Source organism: Halanaerobium sp. (assembly GCF_003070835.1).
This window is the reverse complement of record NZ_QBLR01000047.1, coordinates 1-20147: the sequence shown is the minus strand read 5'-3', so window position 1 is coordinate 20147 and position 20147 is coordinate 1. Positions and strand designations below refer to the sequence as shown.

Here is a 20147-nt window from a genome sequence, read left to right as displayed (position 1 = left end):
AAAAAATTTGAACTAGATTTACTGTTTAAAGACTATCATAACTGGATTCGGTATTTTTACTTGCCGAATTCAAGTTAAAGTAATAACAGGGGGAATTGAAATGAGCGAAAAAAATAGACAGGAAGAAAACTTGATTATTATTGGTGGTGGACCTGGTGGTCTTTCTGCTTCCATTTATGCAGCAAGAAATGGTGTGGCACCACTGGTTTTAAATGGTCCTGAGCCAGGTGGCCAGATTACAACAACTTCCGAGCTTGAAAACTATCCTGGTTTTCCAGAGCCAGTTGGAGGTTTTGAGCTGACTCAGAAGATGACAGAGCAGGCCGAAAATTTTGGTGTGCGGTTGGAATATGAAAGTGCTGAAGAAGTTGATTTTTCTGGAGATAAATTTATTGTAAAAACTGAAGCTGGAGAATACATTGCAGATTCGATTATTATCGCTACTGGTGCTGAGCCCAAGACTTTAGGTCTTGACAAGGAGGACAGCCTGCGTGGTAATGGAGTTTCTTACTGTGCAACCTGTGATGCAGCCTTTTTCAGAAACAAAGAGGTGGCAATTGTAGGTGGTGGTGACACAGCTTTATGGGAATCAACTTTCCTGGCTAAATTTGCAGAGAAGGTATATATTCTACACCGCCGTGATAAATTCAGAGGAGCCAAAATCCTTGGTGACAGAGTAAAAGCCAAAGAAAATATCGAAATTCTCTGGGATACAGAGGTAAAAAGTATCAAAGGTGAAAAGAAATTAGAAGGACTGCGCATTTTCAATAATAAAACAAATGAAGAGCGGGACCTTGATGTAGATGGATTGTTTGTTGCTATCGGTCACCATCCCCGCACCGAATGTCTTAATGGTCAGATTGAGCTGGATGACTACGGTTATATTGTAACAGATAAAAAACAGCACACAAATGTGCCTGGAGTTTTCGCCTGTGGTGATGTACAGGATCCTGACTACAGACAGGTTGTAATTGCAGCTGGATCTGGCGCAAAAGCAGCAATCGAAGCTTCTGAATACATCGAGGAAAAGGAAAATGCTTTTCCTGCTAAAGAAGTTAAGATGAAAAACATGGATCAAGAGTCAGATTCAGAAGAAAAAGCAGCAGGAGAAAAAGAAGAAGGAAGTTTAAATTTAAGTCTTAGTCTTGATTAAGTCAGATAAAAATAAAATCAGCTAAAGATATATTAATTATCTAACCGACGGGCGTTCTGTCTTATTGAAGAATGTTCGGTCGGTTTTTTTCTTTAAAGCAGAAAAAATTCCCGGCTAAAAAAATTAAATAGAGTTTTGAGCCTGATTGCATTAGCCGGGTGATTATTATATAATTATAATATAAATAAGATTATTTTAACAAAGTTTAGAGAGGGGCTGGCGGTTTTGGCAGAAGGTTTTTTTATTACATTCGAAGGTATTGAGGGATCAGGAAAGACAACCCAGATCAACTTACTTGCAGGTTACCTGGAGGAAAAGGGTTATGAGGTTTTAGTCAGCAGGGAGCCGGGTGGAACTCCTCTCGGAGAAAAAATCAGGCAGCTGCTTTTAGATCCTCAGTATGATTCGATGGATTACAGAACAGAAATTCTTCTTTATGCTGCCGATAGAGCTCAGCATGTTAAGGAAAAAATCAAACCTGCTTTAGAGCAGGGAAAAATTGTTATTTCAGATAGATTTGCAGACTCAAATTTGGCCTATCAGGCTGCAGGTAGAGGTCTCGATTATGAGATGGTTTACCAGATTAATGACTGGGTAATCGATTCAACCTGGCCTGATCTAACTTTGATACTGGATATAGATATTAAAGAAGGCTTAAAAAGAGCCAGAGCTGTGAGCCTTGATAAAGCAGGCGACAGACTGGAAAGAGAAGTTGACGATTTTCATCAGCGGGTTAGAGATGCTTATCTTGAAATGGCAGAGTCTGAAAGATTTGCCCTGGTAGATGCGGGCGGAACTAAAGAAGAAGTCCAGAAAGATATAAAAAAAATTATCGCCAGGAGGTTATTCTAATGGAAAAAAGAGCAGAAACAGGTAAAACAGTTAAGATGGTAGTTGCTGTAGTTCATGATCATGATGCGGCTGATCTGCTGGAAGCACTGACAACAGCTGGTTTTCAGGCAACTAAAATGGCATCTACAGGTGGTTTTTTAAGAGAGGGAAATACTACTTTTATGATTGGCTCAGATGAGGAGCATGTGGAGGAAGTCCTGGATATCATCAAAGAAAATTGCGAGTCGCGCAATAAAACTGTAGCACCAATGTCACCTGTGGCAAATTCATTAGAGGGATATTACTCCTTTCCCATGGAGATTAAAATTGGGGGAGCAACTGTTTTTATTATCGATGTAGAGCAGTTTATCAAGATGTAGAGATTAAGCTGCAGTCTCTGTAGACTATTTTTGTAATTTAACTTTTTAATTATAGAGCAGATTTTTAGCCAGTCAGAAGAAGTTTAAAGGAGTTTTTAAATGAGTTTTAACTCAGTTATTGGACAGAAGGAAGCGGTAGAAATACTGCAGGATGAAATTAAAAAGGATCGAATCAGCCATGCCTATCTTATTTCTGCAAAAAAAGGCAGCGGCAAGTCAAAACTGGCTTTTGAATTTGCAAAGGCCAGTTTTTGTGAGGAAGTTGAAGCTGACAGCTGCGGCAGCTGTATTAACTGCCGTAAAATGGATCACCAGAATCATCCCGATTATAAGGTGATTTCTGTGCTGGAAGGTAAAAGCGCAATTTCAATTGATCAGATCAGGGAGTTAAAAAAGGAAATAGCCTATAAGCCCTATGACAGTGATCACAAGATATATATTATTGAAGCAGCCGAGAAAATGACAAAAGAGGCGGCCAATTCACTTTTGAAAACCTTAGAAGAACCACCCTCTTTTGCCACGATCATCCTGCTGGTGGAAGACAGCGGCAAACTGCTGCCGACAATTGTCTCCCGCTGTCAGCAGATCAAGCTGCGGAATGTAGATCGAGCAGAGATCAAAAAAATGCTGCTTGCAGAAGGCTTGACTGAAGAAAGAGCAGAAATTATCAGTCTGGCTGCTGCTGGAAGTCCGGGCAGGGCTCTGGATATTATAGAAATTGAAGACTATTTTAAAGAAAGACAGCAGATTTATGATTTTCTGAAAGATATAAAATCAAAAAACACAATAGAAATTTTCAAAATTACTGAAAAAATTACATCACTGCTTAAAGCTGATTTTCCCTGTTTTAATTTGCTATCAGACTGGTATCGCGATATAATGATGATTAAACAGGATTATCTGGAAGCAGTGATCAATAAAGACTATTTTGAGGAATTAAAAGAGCTTGCTGCAGAGCTGAGCCTGCAGGGGTTGATTAGTGATTTAGAGTTAATAGCTCAGACTGAAGAATATATAGAACGCAACATTAGAGAAGAACTTAGTCTGGAAGTCTTATTTTTCAAACTGCGCCAGCCTGATCAAGAATAGATAAATGAGGTGTGTATTTTAATGAAGACGGTAGTTGGAGTAAGTTTTAAAAAAGCCGGAAAAATCTATTATTTTGATCCTGGTGATCTAGAGATAAAAACCGGAGATTATGTAATAGTAGAGACTGCCCGGGGTATAGAATATGCCGAAGTAGTTGTTGGTAAAAAAGAAGTCTCAGATGATGAAATAGTGGCGCCTTTAAAGGATGTTATCAGAAAGGCGACTTTAAAAGATAGAGATAGACATGAACGCAATCTTGAACTGGAAGAAGAAGCATTTGATATTTGTCTTAAAAAAATTGATAAACACGGACTGCCGATGAAGCTGATAGATGTAGAATATACTTTTGACCACAATAAAATTATATTTTACTTTACAGCTGACGGCAGGGTAGATTTTAGAGAACTCGTTAAGGATCTGGCATCTGTTTTTAAAACCAGAATTGAACTGCGTCAGATTGGTGTTCGGGATGAGGCCAAAATGCTTGGCGGCCTTGGACCCTGTGGACTGCCGGTCTGCTGTGCTACTTTCCTGCGGGATTTTCAACCAATTTCGATTAAAATGGCTAAAAAACAGGATTTATCATTAAATCCTTCCAAAATATCAGGTCTCTGCGGCCGCTTGATGTGCTGTCTGCGCTACGAATCCCAGACCTATAAAACTCTAAAAAGGTTAATGCCCAATGTTGGCGAAAAAATTGAGCTGGAGATGGGTAAAGGAAAAGTTGTAGACCGCAATCTGGTTAAACATACGGTAGAAGTTGATATTGGCACAGAGGAAAATATCGAAGTTGATGTAGATGATCTGGACGAATATGACTTAGATTAAATGGAAAGGAAGGAAATTTAATGGATCAGGAAATATTGAGCAGCCTTGCCCATTTTCAGGAACAGATCGAGGCACTTTCCCTCCGTTTTCATAAACTTAAAGATATTACCTACAAATTATATCAGGAAAATGAAGAGCTGCAGCGGGAAAACGAAGAATTAAGGTCACTTCTTTTTAAAGATCAGGAAGAGGCCGAAGAAGCTGTGGTCGAAAAAGAAGGATACAGTAATTTGATTCATATTTATGATGAAGGTTATCATGTCTGTCCTTTAAGTTTTGGAGAAAAAAGAAAGGGAGACTGCCTTTTTTGTTTAAATCTGCTGGAAAATCAGGGTAAGGAGAAATAATTGATGGAAGAGATTCATTATTTAATTAAAGATGAGCTCGAAATTATACAGGACGATAGATTTTTTAAATTTGGAACTGATTCTGTACTTTTAGCAAATTTTGTGAAACTCCGCCGAGGAGATAAAGTAGTTGATCTTGGTACAGGCAGTGGTGTAATTCCACTGCTTTTAGCATATAAAAATAAGGGTGTAGAAGTAACAGGGGTAGAAATTCAGCCTGAGGCAGCTGAGCTGGCCAGGCGAAATGTAGAATATAACCACCTGCAGGATCAGATCAAAATCATTAATCAGGATCTCTGTCAGCTGGATTCTGAACTGGAAGCCGGCTCATTTGAGGCTGTTGTTTCTAATCCTCCCTATCTGCCGGTTGAAGGCGGCAAAATGAAGGAAAACGATTTTGTGGCGGCTGCCCGGCATGAAATTCATGCAGAACTTGAGGATGTTGTGGCTGAGGCTGCCCGGCTTTTAAAATACGGAGGCCACTTTTTTCTTGTCCACCGGGCGGAAAGACTGACCGAGGTGATAGAAGCACTGGCCAGATATAACTGTCAGGCAAAGGAGCTGCGCCTGGTCCAGGCACGCCGTGACAGTGAGGCTGATATTTTTTTGCTCAAAGCCAAAAAGGGAGCCAACCCCGGCCTCAGAGTCAAACCGACTTTAATAATTTATCAGGATCAGAGCAGTGAATATACCCGGGAGCTGAAGGAAATTTATGGTCAGGAATAAATTAGAGGATTAATTTTTACTAGGAGGAATTTTTTTGCAAGCAGCAAAGCTTTATTTATGTGGGACTCCAATCGGCAATTTAGATGATGTCAGTCAGCGGCTGCTGGACACCCTAAAAAATGTTGATTTAATTGCCTGTGAGGATACCCGCAGAAGCCAGAAACTTTTAAACTATTTTTCGATCAAAAAGAAGATGCTCAGCTACCACGAGCATAACGAAAAAGAAAGAAGCAGAGAGCTGATTCAGCTTTTAAAAGAGGGTAAAGATATTGCTTTAGTTAGTGATGCCGGGATGCCCGGGGTTTCAGACCCAGGAGAGATTCTGGTCAAAAAAGCAGTAGCAGCCGGAATTGAGGTTGTGCCGATCCCCGGGCCGAGCGCCTTTTTAGCTGCGCTGGTGGTTTCGGGACTTGATATTTCTGCTTTTTCCTTTAAAGCTTTTATTCCCCGCTCCGGTAAAAAGCGGCAGCAGTTTTTGGAGGAGCTGGCCTTAGCAAAAGATACTACAGCATTTTACGAATCCCCCTACAGACTCAAGGATACACTCAAAGATCTATCTCAATTCAGTGCCGAACTGGCCTCACGCCAGGCAGTTGTTGCTCGTGAAATAACCAAAATGCACGAAGAAAAATATTATGGAACAGTAGCTGAACTTGAAGAGCGCCTGCAGAATCAGGAAATAAAAGGGGAAATCGTTGTAGTTGTTGCCGGCCGCAGCGAAGTGGAAGCGGAAAGTGAAGGCTGGGAAGATTTAAGCATTTTAGAACATCTTAAACTTTTAATTGAGAGTGGAATGACCAAAAAGCAGGCAATTAAAAAGGTTGCCAGCCTGAGGGAACTGCCAAAGAGTGATGTTTATAAAGAAGCAGTGGTTATTTCAGTCGATAAAGATAAATTTGAATAGTTTTTGATAAAATTTTTAAAATAATCAGAGCAAAATATTGCTGATTAAATTTGGAAAGGATGATCAATTTTGAGCAGAGACACCTATTATGTAACAACACCAATCTACTATCCGAGTGATAAATTACATATCGGCCATGCCTATACAACAGTGGCTGCTGACACAATCGCCCGCTACAAGAAAATGCAGGGCTATGACACCATGTTTTTAACCGGTTCTGATGAGCACGGGCAGAAGATTGAGCGCAAGGCTCAAGAAGCAGGTAAAGAACCCAAAGAATATGTGGATCAGATCGTAGCGACTTTTAAAGATCTCTGGGGTAAGCTGGATATTGATTATGATTACTTTATCCGCACCACCGAAGAGCGCCACGAAAAAGTTGTGCAGAAGATTTTCAAAAAGCTCTATGATAAGGGAGATATTTATAAAGGTAAATATGAGGGCTGGTACTGCACACCCTGTGAGGCTTTCTGGACTGAAAGACAGCTGGAAGAAGAAAATGGAGAGAAAGTCTGTCCTGACTGTCACCGCCCGGTAGAATGGGTGGAAGAAGAGAGCTATTTCTTTAAAATGGGGAAATATGCAGACCGACTTTTAGAACATATAGAAAGCCACCCGGAGTTTATTGAGCCGGAATCACGCCGTAATGAGATGATTAATTTTATTGAAAATGGTCTTGATGATTTAAGTGTCTCAAGAACTACCTTTGACTGGGGAGTTCCGGTGCCAATTGATGAAGATCATGTAATCTATGTCTGGATTGATGCTTTAAGCAACTATATTACAGCCATCGGTTATGAGACAGATCAGGAGAACTTTGAACGCTACTGGCCTGCGGATTTACATTTGGTTGGTAAGGATATTCTCCGCTTTCATACAGTTATCTGGCCGATTATTTTGATGGCCCTGGATCTGGAATTACCGGACCAGGTATTTGGCCACGGCTGGCTCTTAAGTGAAACAGGTAAGATGTCAAAATCGAAGGGGAATGTAGTTGATCCCGTAGTTCTAATCGATGATTTTGGCAAAGATGCAATTCGCTACTACCTGCTGCGAGAAGTTGCCTTTGGTACAGACGGCAAGTATTCTACAGAAGCGCTGATTCAGCGGATTAACTCTGACCTGGCAAATGACCTGGGTAATCTCCTAAACAGAACTGTTTCCATGGTGGAGCAGTATTTTGACAGTGAGATTCCGGAACCGGGAGCAGAAGAAGCAGTGGATAAGGAACTGATTGATCTGGCTGCTGAGACCAAAAAAGAAGTAGAAGTTGAAATGGAAGAGCTTAAATATACTGCGGCACTCGAAAAGATCTGGAACTTTGTGCGCAGGACTAATAAATATATTGATCAGACAACACCCTGGATTTTAGCCAGAGAAGACGAAAAAAGAGACAGACTTAAAACTGTACTCTACAATCTGCTGGAATCATTGAGGATTACAGCAGTAATGTTAAAGCCTTTTCTGACAGAGGCGCCTTATAAAATGGGTGAGCAGCTCGGCCAGCTTGCGGAAATAAAAAATGCCGACTGGGAAGCTGCCAACTGGGGTGCTTTAAAAACAGGTGTTAAAGTTTATAATGGAGAACCAATGTTCCCAAGAATAGATATAGAAGAGTATTTTGAAAAAGTTGAAGCCCGCAAAGAAGAGGCTGAAGCTGAAAATGATGAGGAGGAAAATGATTTGGATTTAGTGGACATCAAGGATAGAATGACTTTTGAAGAATTTATGGATGCAGATATTAGAGTTGCTGAGATTTTAGAGGCAGAAAAAATTGAAGGCAGCAATAAACTGCTGAAGTTAAAAGTTGATATTGGCCTGGAAGAAAGACAGCTGGTGGCAGGTATTGCCAAGCATTTTAGTGCTGAAGATGTAATTGGCCGTAAGATTTTGATTGTAGCCAATTTAGAGCCAGCCACAATTTTTGGAGTTAAGTCAGAGGGTATGATCTTAGCTGCCTCTGATCCAGAAGGAAAGATGGTTTTATCAACAGTAAGTTCTGATATTGCAAATGGAAGTCAGGTAAAATAATAATTAAAGCGGGAGGAATTTACAGTGAAAAATAGAGAGAATATACCCAAGGCCACAATTGAGAGGCTGCCTTTATATTACAGATGCCTCGATAAGATGGATACTTTTGAAGATGTTGAGGTAGTTTCTTCGAAGGATCTGGGAGGAAAACTGGATATACCTTCAACTCAGGTGCGCAAGGACCTCTCTTACTACGGAGAGTTTGGGCGCCGCGGAGTTGGTTATAATGTCAGTGAACTTAAAAAATCAGTAGGTAAAATTCTGGGGGTTGACCGGGTTTGGCCGGCAATTTTAGTTGGTGCCGGTAACCTGGGAAGGGCTCTGGTTAATTATAAAAGTTTTGCTATGATGGGATTTGAAATTTCACATGTGCTGGACAATGATCTGGATAAGATCGGGAATTTAATCAATGAGCGTGAGGTTCAGAGTGCTCAGGATATGGAAAAGATAGTTGAAGAAAATGATATAAAACTGGGAGTAATTGCTGTTCCGACTGATGCGGCTCAGGAAGTTGCTGATCAGATGATTGAAGCTGGAATTAAGGCAATCTGGAACTTTGCTCCTACCAGACTTTATGTTCCTGATGAAATTGAAGTTAAAAATGAAGACCTGGCAGTAGGAATTGTTTCCTTAATCTATCATTTAAGCTGGCAGGAAGAAATGGAAGCAAAGGGTGAATAGATAGTGAGGATCGAAACAGCAGTTTTATCCAGCGGCAGCAAAGGTAATTCCACCTATATTAGAGCCGGCAAATATTCTGTTTTAATTGATGCCGGTTTAAGCGGTAAAGGTCTGGAAGAGCGGATGGCTGCTCTGGATCTTGATCCAGCCGAGCTGGATGCTTTATTGATTACTCATGAACATAAAGATCATATTAAAGGAGTGGGAATTCTCTCCCGCCGCTACGATCTCCCAATCTATGCTAATGATGGGACCTGGGCTGGAGCAGAATCTGACCTGGGTAAGATTGCACCGAAAAATAAGAGAATCTTTACTGGAGATTTTATGATTGGTGAGCTCAGTTTTTCACCTTATGCAATTTCTCATGATGCTTCTCAGCCGGTGGGTTATGTCTGCCGGACTGGCAGCAAAAAAATTGTACTGGCTACTGATACAGGGGTAATGAACGAGGAAATTATTAAAAAAATTAAAGGTGCAGATTTTTTTGTGCTGGAATCCAATCATGATCTGGAGATGCTGATGACAGGTAAATATCCTTATTTTTTAAAAAATAGAATTAAGGGTATTGAAGGACATCTCTCTAATGATGACACAGCAGCTTTACTGCCCGGCTTAATTAAGGATAATTTTCCGACAGTAGTGCTGGCTCATTTGAGTGAAGAAAATAATAATCCAAAGGTTGCCTATATTACAGTAAACAATGCTTTGAAAGAAGCGGGATTAAAAGTTGGAAAAGACTTACGAATGGGCTGTGCTGCTCAGGATAAGACAACACCTCTTTTCCGGCTTGACAAAAAAGATAGAGAAAAGGAATTGTTTTAATGCTTGATATTAATATTATTACAGTCGGCAGTTTAAAATCATCTTTTTTAGAGCCGGGAATAGAAGAATTTAAAAAACGTTTAAGCCGCTACTGCAGTTTAAATATTATTGAACTTAAAGATGAAGTGGTTCCGAAAAACCCTTCCTCTAAAGATCTTGAAGCCCTGCAGGCTCTCGAAGGGGAGCGGATAGTAAAAAACATTCCCGAAAGAACATATACTTTTGCCCTTGATGTTAAGGGGAAACCGATGACATCTACCGGTTTTGCTAAATCACTAAATAATCTGCAGGTAAGAGGCTACAGCTCTTTTACCTTTATAATCGGGGGCGCAACCGGCTTGAGTGAGTTTGTACTGCAGCAGGCAGATTACAGATTTTCGCTCTCCCATATGACATTTACCCACCAGATGATTCGCTTAATTTTATTGGAGCAGATCTACCGTGCCTTTAAAATTAATAATAACGAGCCCTACCATTTGTGATGATATATCTGAACCGATATATATCTGAACCAGGTCCAAAACGACCGTTTTGGACCTAGCCGTATTGGACCCGGTACAAGTGATAAAAAGAACAAAATATTTTATATAAAGGATGATCAAAATGGATTTGTTTGATTTAACAGGGAAGAAGGCCTTAGTTACCGGCGGAAGCAGAGGGCTGGGACGAGCGATGGCTGAAGCGCTCTTAGAGGCTGGAGCAGAGGTTATTATAACAGGAGTTTCTGACAGAGTTTTAAAAACAGCAGCTGAACTGCAGGAAAATGGTTATCCTGTTTCAGGACTCAGTTTTGATTTGACTAAGCGAGAGGAAATTAAAAAATCATTTCAAAAAGTTATGGCTGAGTTTGAAGGTCAGCTTGATATTCTGGTCAATAACGCTGGTATTCAGCGGAGAAATAAAGCGGAAGAGTTTTCAGAAAAAGACTGGGATGATGTAATTGAAGTTAATTTGAATTCAGTTTTTATTTTATCTCAGCTGGCAGCAAAAGAAATGATTAAAAATGATGGTGGAAAAATAATCAATATTGCTTCTTTACTTAGTTTTTTTGGTGGCTATACCGTTCCTGCTTATGCGGCCAGCAAAGGTGGAGTTGCTCAGTTAACGAAGGCTCTTGCTAATGAGTGGGCTGCAAAAGGAATTAATGTTAATGCAGTTGCCCCTGGTTATATGGACACAGATATGAATACAGCTTTAGTAAATAATCCCGAAAGAAATGAACTTATTATGTCCAGAATTCCCGCCGGCAGGTGGGGAAAGCCGGAAGATATGAAGGGGATAGTGATTTTTCTTGCTTCGAGAGCTTCTAATTACCTAAACGGAACAGTAATTCCGGTTGATGGCGGCTATCTCGGTAGGTAAATTTTTTTAAATTTTATAAAGTTTAATAAAAAAGGTGCCTTAAGACTCTCAAATTTAGGAGAGGCTTCGGCACCTTTGCTTGATTTATTGTCAATTTATTTTCTGGAATAAAATTCTATTACCAGCTGATCATTAATTTCAATTGGGATTTCCTCTATTTCAATTTCTGAAACCAGTTTTGCCTCAAAATTGTCAAAATCTCTTTCCAGATAGCTGATCGGACTTAAGTGTCTGTCCAGAAAATTTTCTCTAAACAAATTATTTTTTCTATATTTTTCTCTCAAAGTAATCTGATCACCAATCTGAAGTTGATAGGAAGGTATATCAATTTTCCTGCCGTTGACTAAAATATGACCGTGAACAACCATCTGTCTGGCCTGCCTAATTGAGCGGGCAAAGCCTGATCGATAAACAAGATTATCCAGTCTTTTTTCCAATTTTTTAATCAGATTATCACCTGTCACACCATCTTCACTGGCAGCATCTTCTACATAGCGGCTGAATTTCTTCTCCATCAGTCCGTAATATGCGCGCAGACGCTGTTTTTCCAGCAGCTGTTGTCCGTAATTAGATAACTTTCTATTTGCTCTATTAAATGTTCCATCTGCTCTTTTCATTGCCTTGGGATGTCCATAAATATTAACACCCAGTCTTCTTGATTCTTTAAATCTTGGACCACGTTTTCTGGCCAATTTAAATTTCCTCCTTATTAATAACTATTAGCCGCGGTTATTAATCCACAGTAATCTTATCAAGTTTGAAGGAGTAATTATAGTTCCTGTTTAACAATTTAACAATTTTCTGGATAATAAATATTTTTAGAGCAAATTGATTTACAAAAGCAGAGCTGATGTAATATAATAGAATATAGGATATTAAATATAAATTTAACTCGTTTAGTTTTGACAGTTAGAGGCAAGAAATTGTTTATGAGCGGGTAAAAATCAAGTTAAAGTGAAAGAGGAGTGTAAGTTTTGGAGTGTAAGATTTGTGGAAGCAGTGATTTAGAAGTCTTAAATATTCAGAATAAGTATTACCACTGTCAGCAGTGTGAGGTAATTTTTATAGATCCAGCAGAAGTCGTGGATCAAAGTGAGGAAAAAGAGCGTTATGAAGGGCATGATAACAATCATCAAAATGAAGGCTATGTCAGGATGTTCAAAGATTTTATAGCTAAAGTTATAGAACCACATATTAATTTAGATGAGATAAATTATGGTCTGGAATTTGGCTGTGGGCCGGGGCCGGTACTGGCTGATCTTCTGCAGTCCCAGGGACTTAAAGTTGACCGCTATGACCCTTATTTTTTCCCAGAAAAAGTATTTTTAAATAAAAATTATGATTTAATTACATCAACCGAAGTTTTCGAACATTTTTCAGATCCGGTTAAAGAAATGGAGCTTTTGACTTCTCACCTTAAGGAAGATTCTTATCTGGCTGTGATGACTTCTTTTCACCCCGGGCCGGAAGAGTTTGAAGACTGGTGGTATAAATGGGATCCTACCCATATAGTTTTTTATAATCAAAGAACATTTAATAAAATTGCTTCAGATTTTGACCTGGATATTGTTTATTCTGATCAAGAAAAATATATTCTTTTTAAAGCTTAGAGGGGGAGAGAGTCTTGAAAAAAATTGTGATAATGGTGAGTGTTTTGGCAGCTATGATGTTGTTTTTACCAGTAGTTCAGGCTGAAGAAAATGATGTCTGGGAACAGGCAAAAAAAGATGGAATTCAGTTCCGGGCTGTAGGAAATGAGCCTGGCTGGCTGGTTGAAGTAAAAGATGATCAGAATATAAAGTTTGTTAATGATTATGGTAATTTAGAGATTAAAGCACCTGTTGATGATCTCTGGCTGGGTCCTGCTGGTGAGGACAAGATTTATTATATAGAAAATGATGTGGTTCAGTTTCAGGTAATAATTATGAAAAAATCATATCAGGATCCAATGAGCGGAGAAGTGTTTCCCTATCAGGTGAGAGTAGTTTTCCCTAATAAAAGTTATGTCGGTGGGGGAAGGTTATTAATTGAGGCTGAAGATAATACTCGCGGAGCTGAAGAGGAAAATGGTCAGCCCGAAGGAAATACTGAAAACGAAAACTAAATTAAATAAACTTAATAAATAAAGCCCCCTTGATTAGACAGATGAGCAGGAAAATATCTGTTCTAATTGAGGGGGTTTTTGGATTTTAATAAATAATGTCTTTACAGCTGTCAATTCAGATGATACAATAGTCAGCAAGACAATTAAAATGAGGTGATAAAAATTAAAACTCAGGAGCGAAGACATAAACTTTTGCAGCGGTTAAAAGCTTCAAATGAGGCATTGATAGGTTCTCAACTTGCCGAAGAATTTGGGGTCAGCCGCCAGGTTATTGTTCAGGATATCGCCCTGCTTAGAGCTCAGGGAGAAAAAATTGTTGCCACCTCTCAGGGATACTTTTATGAAGATAATCTGGGGATGACAACTGTTAAAGCTTCTATTGCCTGCCGCCACGGTGATCAGGAAGAACTCAGAGATGAGCTTTCAACTGTAGTTAATTATGGGGGAAGAGTTATTGATGTTAAGGTTGAGCACCCAATCTACGGTGAGCTGAGCGGAAATTTGATGATTAGTACCCTTGCTGATGTAGATAATTTCATTAAAAATTATCAGGATAATGAGGCAGCACTGCTTTCAAAATTGACTGATGGGATCCATCTGCATACAATTGAAGCGGTTAATGAGCAGGTTTTAGAAAAAATCAAGGCAGAATTAAGAGAAAAGGGTTATTTGCTGGAATAATAATTTTTTGTTTTTGCTGTAAAGACAGCTGTAAACTTATACTGTAATTATTGGGAGGTTTAAATTCATGGAAAATGATAAGCTAAAAAAACTGCGTTACATTTATTTAATATTAATTTCTCTGCTGGTGATTTCAGCCTTTGCTGTGCCCTATACTCTGCTAACTTCAATTAATTTATTTTACGGGGCCTTTTTGTTCTGGAGTCTTTTTGCTGCAGCAGTTATCTTTTTGACTATTAAAATTACAACTTACTGGAGGAATAATTAATGCCTACTACATACTTATATATCGCGGTAATTTTATACATAATAGCTGGTTCTGCTGTTGCGTTAATGGCCAGAAGAGAGATGAATGAAGGAATTGTGGAATATTTTTTAAGTGGCAGAAATACTGGTGGTTTTGTGGCTGCTCTATCTTACAGCGCAACGACTTACAGTGCTTTTATGATGATTGGTCTGGCCGGTTTTACTTATTCAGGTGGGGTGGGTGCCCTGGGATTTGAACTGGTCTATCTTTCCGGACTCTCCCTTGTTGCCTTTTTTGGTCCCCGCTTCTGGCTGATTGGTAAAAAGAATAATTATGTATCTCCTTATGAGATGCTTGGTGACCGTTATCAGAATCAGTGGATTGCCTTTGCTGCTTCTCTTTCTGCCTGTGTTTTTTTAATTCCCTATCTGGCTGTTCAGCTGATGGGAGTTGGCTATCTGTTGAGTGGACTTTCTGGGGGAGAGATTCCTTTCTTTTTTGGAGTAGTTATTGCAGTTGTGCTGGCCATCGCCTGGGCTCTAATTGCCGGGATGAAGTCTGTAACCTGGACTGATTCTCTGCAGTCTTTAATCATGATTGTGGTCAGTATAATCATTTTATTTTATGTAATTTATCAGCATCTGGGAGGATTTGCAGAGTTTTTTGGCTCTCTGGCTGCTCTAGAAGGAGATGTGCTGAGTGTGCCGGGGCCGGGATTCTTTAGTTTCAAGACATTTCTTGGCTTAAGTCTGCCCTGGTTTTTCTTTTCAATCTCTAATCCTCAGGTCAGCCAGCGGCTTTTTATTCCCCGTGATCTGAAGGCGATGAAGACGATGATCAAGGGATTTTTAATCTTTGGTTTTATTTATACAATGGTTTCTGTTATCTGGGGCTTTTCGGCTCGACTTTTAATTCCCGGGCTGAGCAATGCTGACCTGGCAACTCCGGAACTGCTGGCATCAGAGTATGTGCCGACTGTCCTGGCGCTGGTAGCGATGATAGGAATTACAGCTGCAGCAATTTCGACCATTGATTCAATTATGCTGACCCTATCGTCACTTGTAGTTAGAGATATTTTCAAAAATATGGAGGACAATTTAGATCGGGATCAGAATTTAAGACAGCTGAGAACTGCCAAGATTGCTATTTTGCTTATTGCTCTTTTGGGCTTTTTCTTTGCAATTCAGGAGCTTGATTTAATTGCCACTCTCTCAGTCGCGGCTTCAGTTGGACTGCTGGTAGTAGTTCCTTCAATGTTTGGTGCCTTTTTCTGGAAAAAAGCTACAGCTGCGGGCTCACTAAGCAGTATAATTTTTGGCTCTTTGACCGCCCTTTATCTTCAGTTCAGCGGCTGGAGGCCTCTGGGACACTGGGCAGGAGTCTGGACTTTAATTGTGACAGCAGCAGTTTTTGTTGGAGTCAGCTTCTTTACTCAGGCACCAGCTGATAAAGCAGAAGAGTTTATCGGTTATTTAAATCGGGAATGTAAAGAGAGGAATATTATTTAAGTTAGTAGATCTGGTTCAGTAAAGCTCATTAATCCGAAAAATATAAAATTACTGACCAAATTAAATGAGAGAATAAGCTTGACAAAGTGATTTTTATAAGGTAAAATTAAAAAAACTTGAATTAGAATAAAATATTAAATTTAAAAACTGTGATCAGGGAAAGTAATTAAAAATATTTATCTCAGCGAAGCGGGGTTAGTGAGAGCCCGTTGGTAGATATTTTAATGAAGTTCCCCTGTGAGTTGTCAGCTGAACAAAAAAGTAAGCCTGTACCGGCCGTCTACCGTTATCCCGACAGATTATAGGAGTTATTACTAATTCCCGTAATTAATGAGTGGGCTTTTTAGCCAAAAAGACTGGTACCACGAGTATACAACCCTCGTTCTTTAATTAGAACGGGGGTTTTTTGCATTTTGACAGGGTTTTACAAAAACTGACAAGCACCGTGAACCTGTCGGTTTATGTCATAATAAATCGAAATAATTATTTTAATCAAGTTGTCTGACATAATTCGGGTGGTACACGGCGCTGTGCATTTAAAGGAGTGAGTAGATGAGTAATTTAGAATATGGATATTTAGGACCACCAGGAACATTTAGTGAGCAGGCGATCTCTAACTACTGTGCCCGTTATGGTGGCAGTACAACTGCCTGTGGCTCAATTAGAGACATTGTAGAGGCGGTAACAGCAGATCGGGTTGACCTCGGACTGCTGCCGCTTGAGAATTCACTGGAGGGATCGGTAAATTTAAGTCTTGACCTTTTATATCAGCATCCAGAACTTAAGCTTTACCGGGAGATAGTCCTTCCAATCGAGCAGTACCTGCTGGCCCGGCCGGGGGTTAAAAAAGAAGAGATTAAGGAAATTTACAGCCACCCTCAGGCAATTGCGCAGTCAGGTGATTACCTGGCCAATGAATTTAAAGATGCAAAAATCATTTACACAGATAGTACTGCGGCAGCAGCAAAAAAAGCGCTTGCAGACAGAAACCGAGCTGCTGTGGGCTCAATCAGACTGGCTGAGATTTATGAACTGGAAATTATGGCAGAAAATCTGCAGGGAGATTTGCCGAATGCGACCCGCTTTGTCCTGGCAGCAAAAAAGGATAAGGATTTGGGTCCGAATAACCATCTGGGAGAAGCGGCAGCAAGTGACTTTAAAACTTCTATTATCTGCGCACCAAAAGTCAATGAAGCTGGAGTTCTGCACCGGATACTGGGGAAATTTGCTGAAGAAAATATTGATCTGACAAGAATTGAATCCCGCCCGAGCAGACAGCGGCTGGGAGAATATATTTTCTATATTGACTTAAAAGGCTGCAGCAGTGATCAGCATCTGAGTTCAGCCCTGGAGGAGGTAAAAAAGATATCATCATATTTTAGACTTTTGGGTTCCTATCCGAAGACAGTAATCGAGTAAAAATCAACTATGATGGTCTAGAAATCTGGTGAAAAGTTATTAAAAAGCGAGCTGAAAGTTAAAATTAAAATTGAATATTTGGGCGAAAAAGCGGAAATTTTATTTGACAGAACTAAAATTGCCTGCTATAATACTCATTAAATAAATAATGTCACCCAAAAACTTTGAAAGAGGACCCAGTAAGCCACAGGCTGAAATACACCTCTTGAGTTGCCAGCTGAAAGTTAAACGAGTAAGCTTAAATGGCCGTCAGCCGTCGTTACCCGGTGCGGAAGTGTTGGCTTCCAGTAGAGATAATCTGTTATTTAATGAGATTAAAACAGGTGGTACCGCGATTTCAATCGCCCTGACTAAGGGGCGATTTTTTGTATTTTTAGAGAAAAAAATATTTATTTCGACAAAAACTGACAGGTTCACGGTGCGTGCACATGAACAATCACAAACGAACATAAACAAAAAAGTATTTTAGTAGAGAGGAGAATTAATTATGATAGCAGTATTAAAAAGAGATGCAAGTCAGGAAGATAAGGATCAGGTAATAGAGGTAATTCGAGGCGAAAATTTTGAGGTTCACCCAATTCAGGGAGTAGAAAAAACTGTAGTAGGTGTTCTGGGTGATCCGGCAAGAAAGTCAAATTTGAAGGAAAAGTTAGAGACCATGGGGGCCGTAGAAAAAGTTGTGCTGATTTCCGATCCCTATAAATTAACCAGCTGGAATTTCAAGCAGGAAAAAACGGTTATTGACCTCGGTGATGGAGTTAAGGTCGGTGGTGATGAGATGACGGTGATGGCCGGTCCCTGTTCGGTAGAAAGCAGAGAACAGATTATTGAGACAGCCAAAATAGTGAAGGCCGGAGGAGCTCAGATTTTGCGTGGTGGAGCCTTTAAGCCGCGGACATCCCCTTATTCTTTCCAGGGGCTGGGAGAAGAGGGCCTGAAGCTGATGGCAGAGGCCAGAGAAGAAACTGGACTGAAGATAGTAACTGAACTGATGGATATTGAACATATTGATGTGGTCTGCAAATACACTGATATTATCCAGATCGGGGCCCGCAATATGCAGAACTATTCTCTTTTAAAGGAGATCGGAAAACTTGATAAGCCAGTAATGCTCAAGCGGGGGATGGCAGCGACAATCAAGGAATGGCTGCTGGCTGCTGAATATGTAATGAATAACGGTAACCATAATGTAATTTTATGTGAAAGAGGGGTTAGAACCTTTGGTGAAGAAACTCGCAATACAATGGATTTAAGTTCAATTCCGTTGGTCCAGCAGTTAAGTCACCTGCCCGTTATTGCAGACCCAAGTCATGGAACCGGCCGCTGGGAGTTAGTAATTCCGGTTGCCAGAGCAGCAGTCGCTGTGGGTGCAGATGGAATTATGGTTGAGGTTCACCCTGATCCCCAGAATGCTCTTTCTGATGGTCCCCAGTCATTGAAGCCTAAAAACTTTAATTTAATGATGGATGAACTTAAAGCAATTAATAATTCTCTGCACACATTTGAATCCAGAGAAAGAAAAATTGCTTATGCCTAAATTTGAAAAGATTGCTGTTGTCGGGATTGGCCTGATTGGGGCCTCCCTGGCAGCAGCTTTAAAAAAATCCGAATCGAAGCTGGAGCTTACAGGAGTTGACAGCTGTGCAGAGACTATCAGCAAAGCAGAAAAGATGGGGATTATTGATCAGGGATTTACAGAAATAGCAGCTAACTTAGAAGATCAGGACCTGATTTTTATTGCTGTTCCGGTAGCAGCCATCCCCGCTGTAATGAGAGAGATTAAAGCTGGAGGCAGCAGTCAGCAGCTGCTGGTTGATGCAGGCAGCACTAAAAAGGAAGTAATGCTGGAGGCAGCAGAGATTTTAAAGGACAGTCCGAAAATTTTTATCGGCGGCCATCCGATGGCAGGCTCTCATAAATCAGGGATTGACTGGCATGATCCGGAGCTTTTTAAAGGTGCACCTTTTATTTTGACTCCCTGGTTGGATCAGAGCCAGCAGGAAGAGGAAGAAAAGATCTTAAAAGATAGCTCACTATTTGATCTTTTAGAAACTTTTTCAAAATCAAGAATTGACTCGGCCGACGATTTAGATCAGGATGAGGTTAAGCTGAAAAACTTAGTTCAAAAAAACGAACTGCTGCAGCAGCTAAAAGAACTAATAGGAGAAATTGGAGCCAGAGTCCATATTATTTCGGCAGCAGAGCACGACTACTGCACAGCCTACTTAAGCCACCTGCCGCATCTATTATCATCAGCACTGGTAAATTTAAGCCAGCAGCAGGATTTTAAAGGTGAATTTTTTGAACTTTCAGGAAGCGGCTACCGGGATATGACCAGAATTGCGGGCAGCTCAGCTGAACTCTGGCAGGATATTATACTCTCTAACCGGGAAAACCTGGCAGAATTGATTGGAAATTACATAGAGGAACTGCAGGAACTGCAGCATGATCTGGAAGCCAATGAGCAGGATAAAATTTATAATTTTTTAGCAAAAGCAGCAGAGATTAAAACTGGGGCAGAGAACAAAGGCGATACTGAAAAATAGCTTATAATTGAAACTATATTAATGGAAAAAATTAATGCAGAAACTAAAATCAAGCTAAGCTAGAAGCAAAAAAGCAGAGAGAAATGAGGAGGAAATATAGTGTTTAAAGTTAATCCAGCAGATAAAATCAGTGGTGAAATTAGGGTGCCGGGAGATAAGTCGATTTCCCACCGCTCCCTGATTTTAGCATCGATAGCAGCAGGAGAAAGTAAGATAGAGGGGCTTTTGGAGGCGGAAGACTGCCTGAGCACAATGGGGATTATGCGCGATTTAGGAATTGAGATTACCAAAGGAGGGGCGGGTAAATACACCGTTCAGGGCAAAGGTCTTGACGGACTTGAAGAGGCAGATGATGTTTTAGACTGTGGTAATTCAGGGACATCAATGCGGCTTCTGGCCGGACTTTTAGCCTCTCAGGATTTTTATTCAGTGCTGACAGGAGACCACTCGCTGCGCAAAAGACCGATGCAGCGGATTATTGGACCACT

The 20147-nt window shown here is 40.2% G+C and carries 22 protein-coding genes, 1 pseudogene and 1 other annotated feature; of the genes and pseudogenes, 22 read left to right on the top strand and 1 reads right to left on the bottom strand.

What is annotated here, in order from left to right; translation table 11 throughout:
* The first annotated feature begins 100 nt into the window (after positions 1-100).
* From trxB to CI949_RS07130, 13 genes are all read left to right on the top strand, one after another.
* Entirely contained in the window at positions 101-1153 is a 1053-nt protein-coding gene (gene trxB / locus CI949_RS07190) for a thioredoxin-disulfide reductase (protein WP_108137553.1), read from the top strand.
* Positions 1154-1378: 225 nt separating this feature from the next.
* Positions 1379-2005, top strand: coding sequence for a dTMP kinase (tmk, locus tag CI949_RS07185; protein WP_133530941.1), 627 nt, complete (start codon positions 1379-1381; stop codon positions 2003-2005).
* Positions 2005-2364, top strand: a complete 360-nt coding sequence (locus tag CI949_RS07180; protein WP_108137557.1) for a cyclic-di-AMP receptor — start codon at positions 2005-2007, stop codon at positions 2362-2364. Before tmk ends, CI949_RS07180 begins: the two co-directional genes overlap by 1 nt.
* A 99-nt stretch (positions 2365-2463) precedes the next feature.
* Positions 2464-3453, top strand: coding sequence for a DNA polymerase III subunit delta' (gene holB, locus CI949_RS07175; RefSeq protein WP_133530940.1), 990 nt, complete (start codon positions 2464-2466; stop codon positions 3451-3453).
* 21 nt (positions 3454-3474) lie between these two features.
* The gene (locus CI949_RS07170) at positions 3475-4281 is read left to right on the top strand and encodes a stage 0 sporulation family protein (protein ID WP_133530939.1); all 807 of its coding nucleotides are present in this window, start codon (positions 3475-3477) and stop codon (positions 4279-4281) included.
* A gap of 20 nt (positions 4282-4301) precedes the next feature.
* Positions 4302-4628 (top strand): initiation control protein YabA, encoded by a 327-nt coding sequence (locus tag CI949_RS07165; RefSeq protein ID WP_076544139.1) that lies wholly within the window; start codon positions 4302-4304, stop codon positions 4626-4628.
* A 3-nt stretch (positions 4629-4631) separates the two neighbouring features.
* Positions 4632-5354, top strand: a complete 723-nt coding sequence (locus CI949_RS07160; RefSeq protein ID WP_133530938.1) for a tRNA1(Val) (adenine(37)-N6)-methyltransferase — start codon at positions 4632-4634, stop codon at positions 5352-5354.
* Between the two features lie 34 nt (positions 5355-5388).
* Complete coding sequence (rsmI, locus tag CI949_RS07155; protein WP_133530937.1) at positions 5389-6258, top strand: 16S rRNA (cytidine(1402)-2'-O)-methyltransferase; 870 nt, start codon at positions 5389-5391, stop codon at positions 6256-6258.
* Between the two features lie 69 nt (positions 6259-6327).
* Positions 6328-8289 carry a methionine--tRNA ligase gene (gene metG / locus CI949_RS07150; protein WP_133530936.1) on the top strand — a complete coding sequence of 654 codons (1962 nt, stop codon included), beginning with the start codon at positions 6328-6330 and terminating at the stop codon, positions 8287-8289.
* Between the two features lie 24 nt (positions 8290-8313).
* A complete protein-coding gene (locus CI949_RS07145) occupies positions 8314-8970 on the top strand; it encodes a redox-sensing transcriptional repressor Rex (RefSeq protein WP_133530935.1) in 657 nt (218 codons plus the stop codon).
* 3 nt (positions 8971-8973) lie between these two features.
* A complete protein-coding gene (locus tag CI949_RS07140) occupies positions 8974-9792 on the top strand; it encodes an MBL fold metallo-hydrolase (protein ID WP_108137572.1) in 819 nt (272 codons plus the stop codon).
* Positions 9792-10274: a 23S rRNA (pseudouridine(1915)-N(3))-methyltransferase RlmH gene (rlmH, locus tag CI949_RS07135; RefSeq protein ID WP_108137574.1), complete on the top strand. Its 483-nt coding sequence runs from the start codon at positions 9792-9794 to the stop codon at positions 10272-10274. The genes CI949_RS07140 and rlmH overlap by 1 nt, the downstream gene beginning before the upstream one ends.
* Positions 10275-10395: 121 nt before the next feature.
* Positions 10396-11154: an SDR family oxidoreductase gene (locus CI949_RS07130; RefSeq protein ID WP_290764593.1), complete on the top strand. Its 759-nt coding sequence runs from the start codon at positions 10396-10398 to the stop codon at positions 11152-11154.
* Between the two features lie 95 nt (positions 11155-11249).
* Here the strand turns inward: CI949_RS07130 and rpsD are convergent, their stop codons facing one another.
* Positions 11250-11846 (bottom strand): 30S ribosomal protein S4, encoded by a 597-nt coding sequence (rpsD, locus tag CI949_RS07125; protein ID WP_108137578.1) that lies wholly within the window; start codon positions 11844-11846, stop codon positions 11250-11252.
* A gap of 282 nt (positions 11847-12128) precedes the next feature.
* Between rpsD and CI949_RS07120 the strand changes: the two genes are divergently transcribed.
* The 9 genes and pseudogenes from CI949_RS07120 to CI949_RS07080 form a co-directional block, all read left to right on the top strand.
* The gene (locus CI949_RS07120) at positions 12129-12764 is read left to right on the top strand and encodes a class I SAM-dependent methyltransferase (RefSeq protein WP_290764590.1); all 636 of its coding nucleotides are present in this window, start codon (positions 12129-12131) and stop codon (positions 12762-12764) included.
* Between the two features lie 14 nt (positions 12765-12778).
* Positions 12779-13258: a hypothetical protein gene (locus CI949_RS07115; protein ID WP_290764587.1), complete on the top strand. Its 480-nt coding sequence runs from the start codon at positions 12779-12781 to the stop codon at positions 13256-13258.
* Positions 13259-13420: 162 nt separating this feature from the next.
* Positions 13421-13939: a transcription repressor NadR gene (locus CI949_RS07110; RefSeq protein ID WP_108137825.1), complete on the top strand. Its 519-nt coding sequence runs from the start codon at positions 13421-13423 to the stop codon at positions 13937-13939.
* Positions 13940-14006: 67 nt separating this feature from the next.
* On the top strand, positions 14007-14207 hold the full coding sequence (locus CI949_RS07105) for a hypothetical protein (RefSeq protein WP_108137581.1): 201 nt from the start codon (positions 14007-14009) through the stop codon (positions 14205-14207).
* The gene (locus tag CI949_RS07100) at positions 14207-15694 is read left to right on the top strand and encodes a sodium:solute symporter family protein (RefSeq protein WP_108137583.1); all 1488 of its coding nucleotides are present in this window, start codon (positions 14207-14209) and stop codon (positions 15692-15694) included. Before CI949_RS07105 ends, CI949_RS07100 begins: the two co-directional genes overlap by 1 nt.
* Positions 15695-15834: 140 nt before the next feature.
* Positions 15835-16083: a binding site (T-box leader), on the top strand.
* Positions 16084-16246: 163 nt separating this feature from the next.
* The gene (gene pheA / locus CI949_RS07095; protein ID WP_108137585.1) at positions 16247-17113 is read left to right on the top strand and encodes a prephenate dehydratase; all 867 of its coding nucleotides are present in this window, start codon (positions 16247-16249) and stop codon (positions 17111-17113) included.
* A gap of 487 nt (positions 17114-17600) precedes the next feature.
* Positions 17601-18650, top strand: coding sequence for a 3-deoxy-7-phosphoheptulonate synthase (gene aroF / locus CI949_RS07090; RefSeq protein WP_108137587.1), 1050 nt, complete (start codon positions 17601-17603; stop codon positions 18648-18650).
* Entirely contained in the window at positions 18643-19659 is a 1017-nt protein-coding gene (locus tag CI949_RS07085; RefSeq protein WP_290764575.1) for a prephenate dehydrogenase/arogenate dehydrogenase family protein, read from the top strand. Before aroF ends, CI949_RS07085 begins: the two co-directional genes overlap by 8 nt.
* A 99-nt stretch (positions 19660-19758) precedes the next feature.
* A pseudogene (locus CI949_RS07080) lies at positions 19759-20147 on the top strand (3-phosphoshikimate 1-carboxyvinyltransferase); the annotation flags it as partial.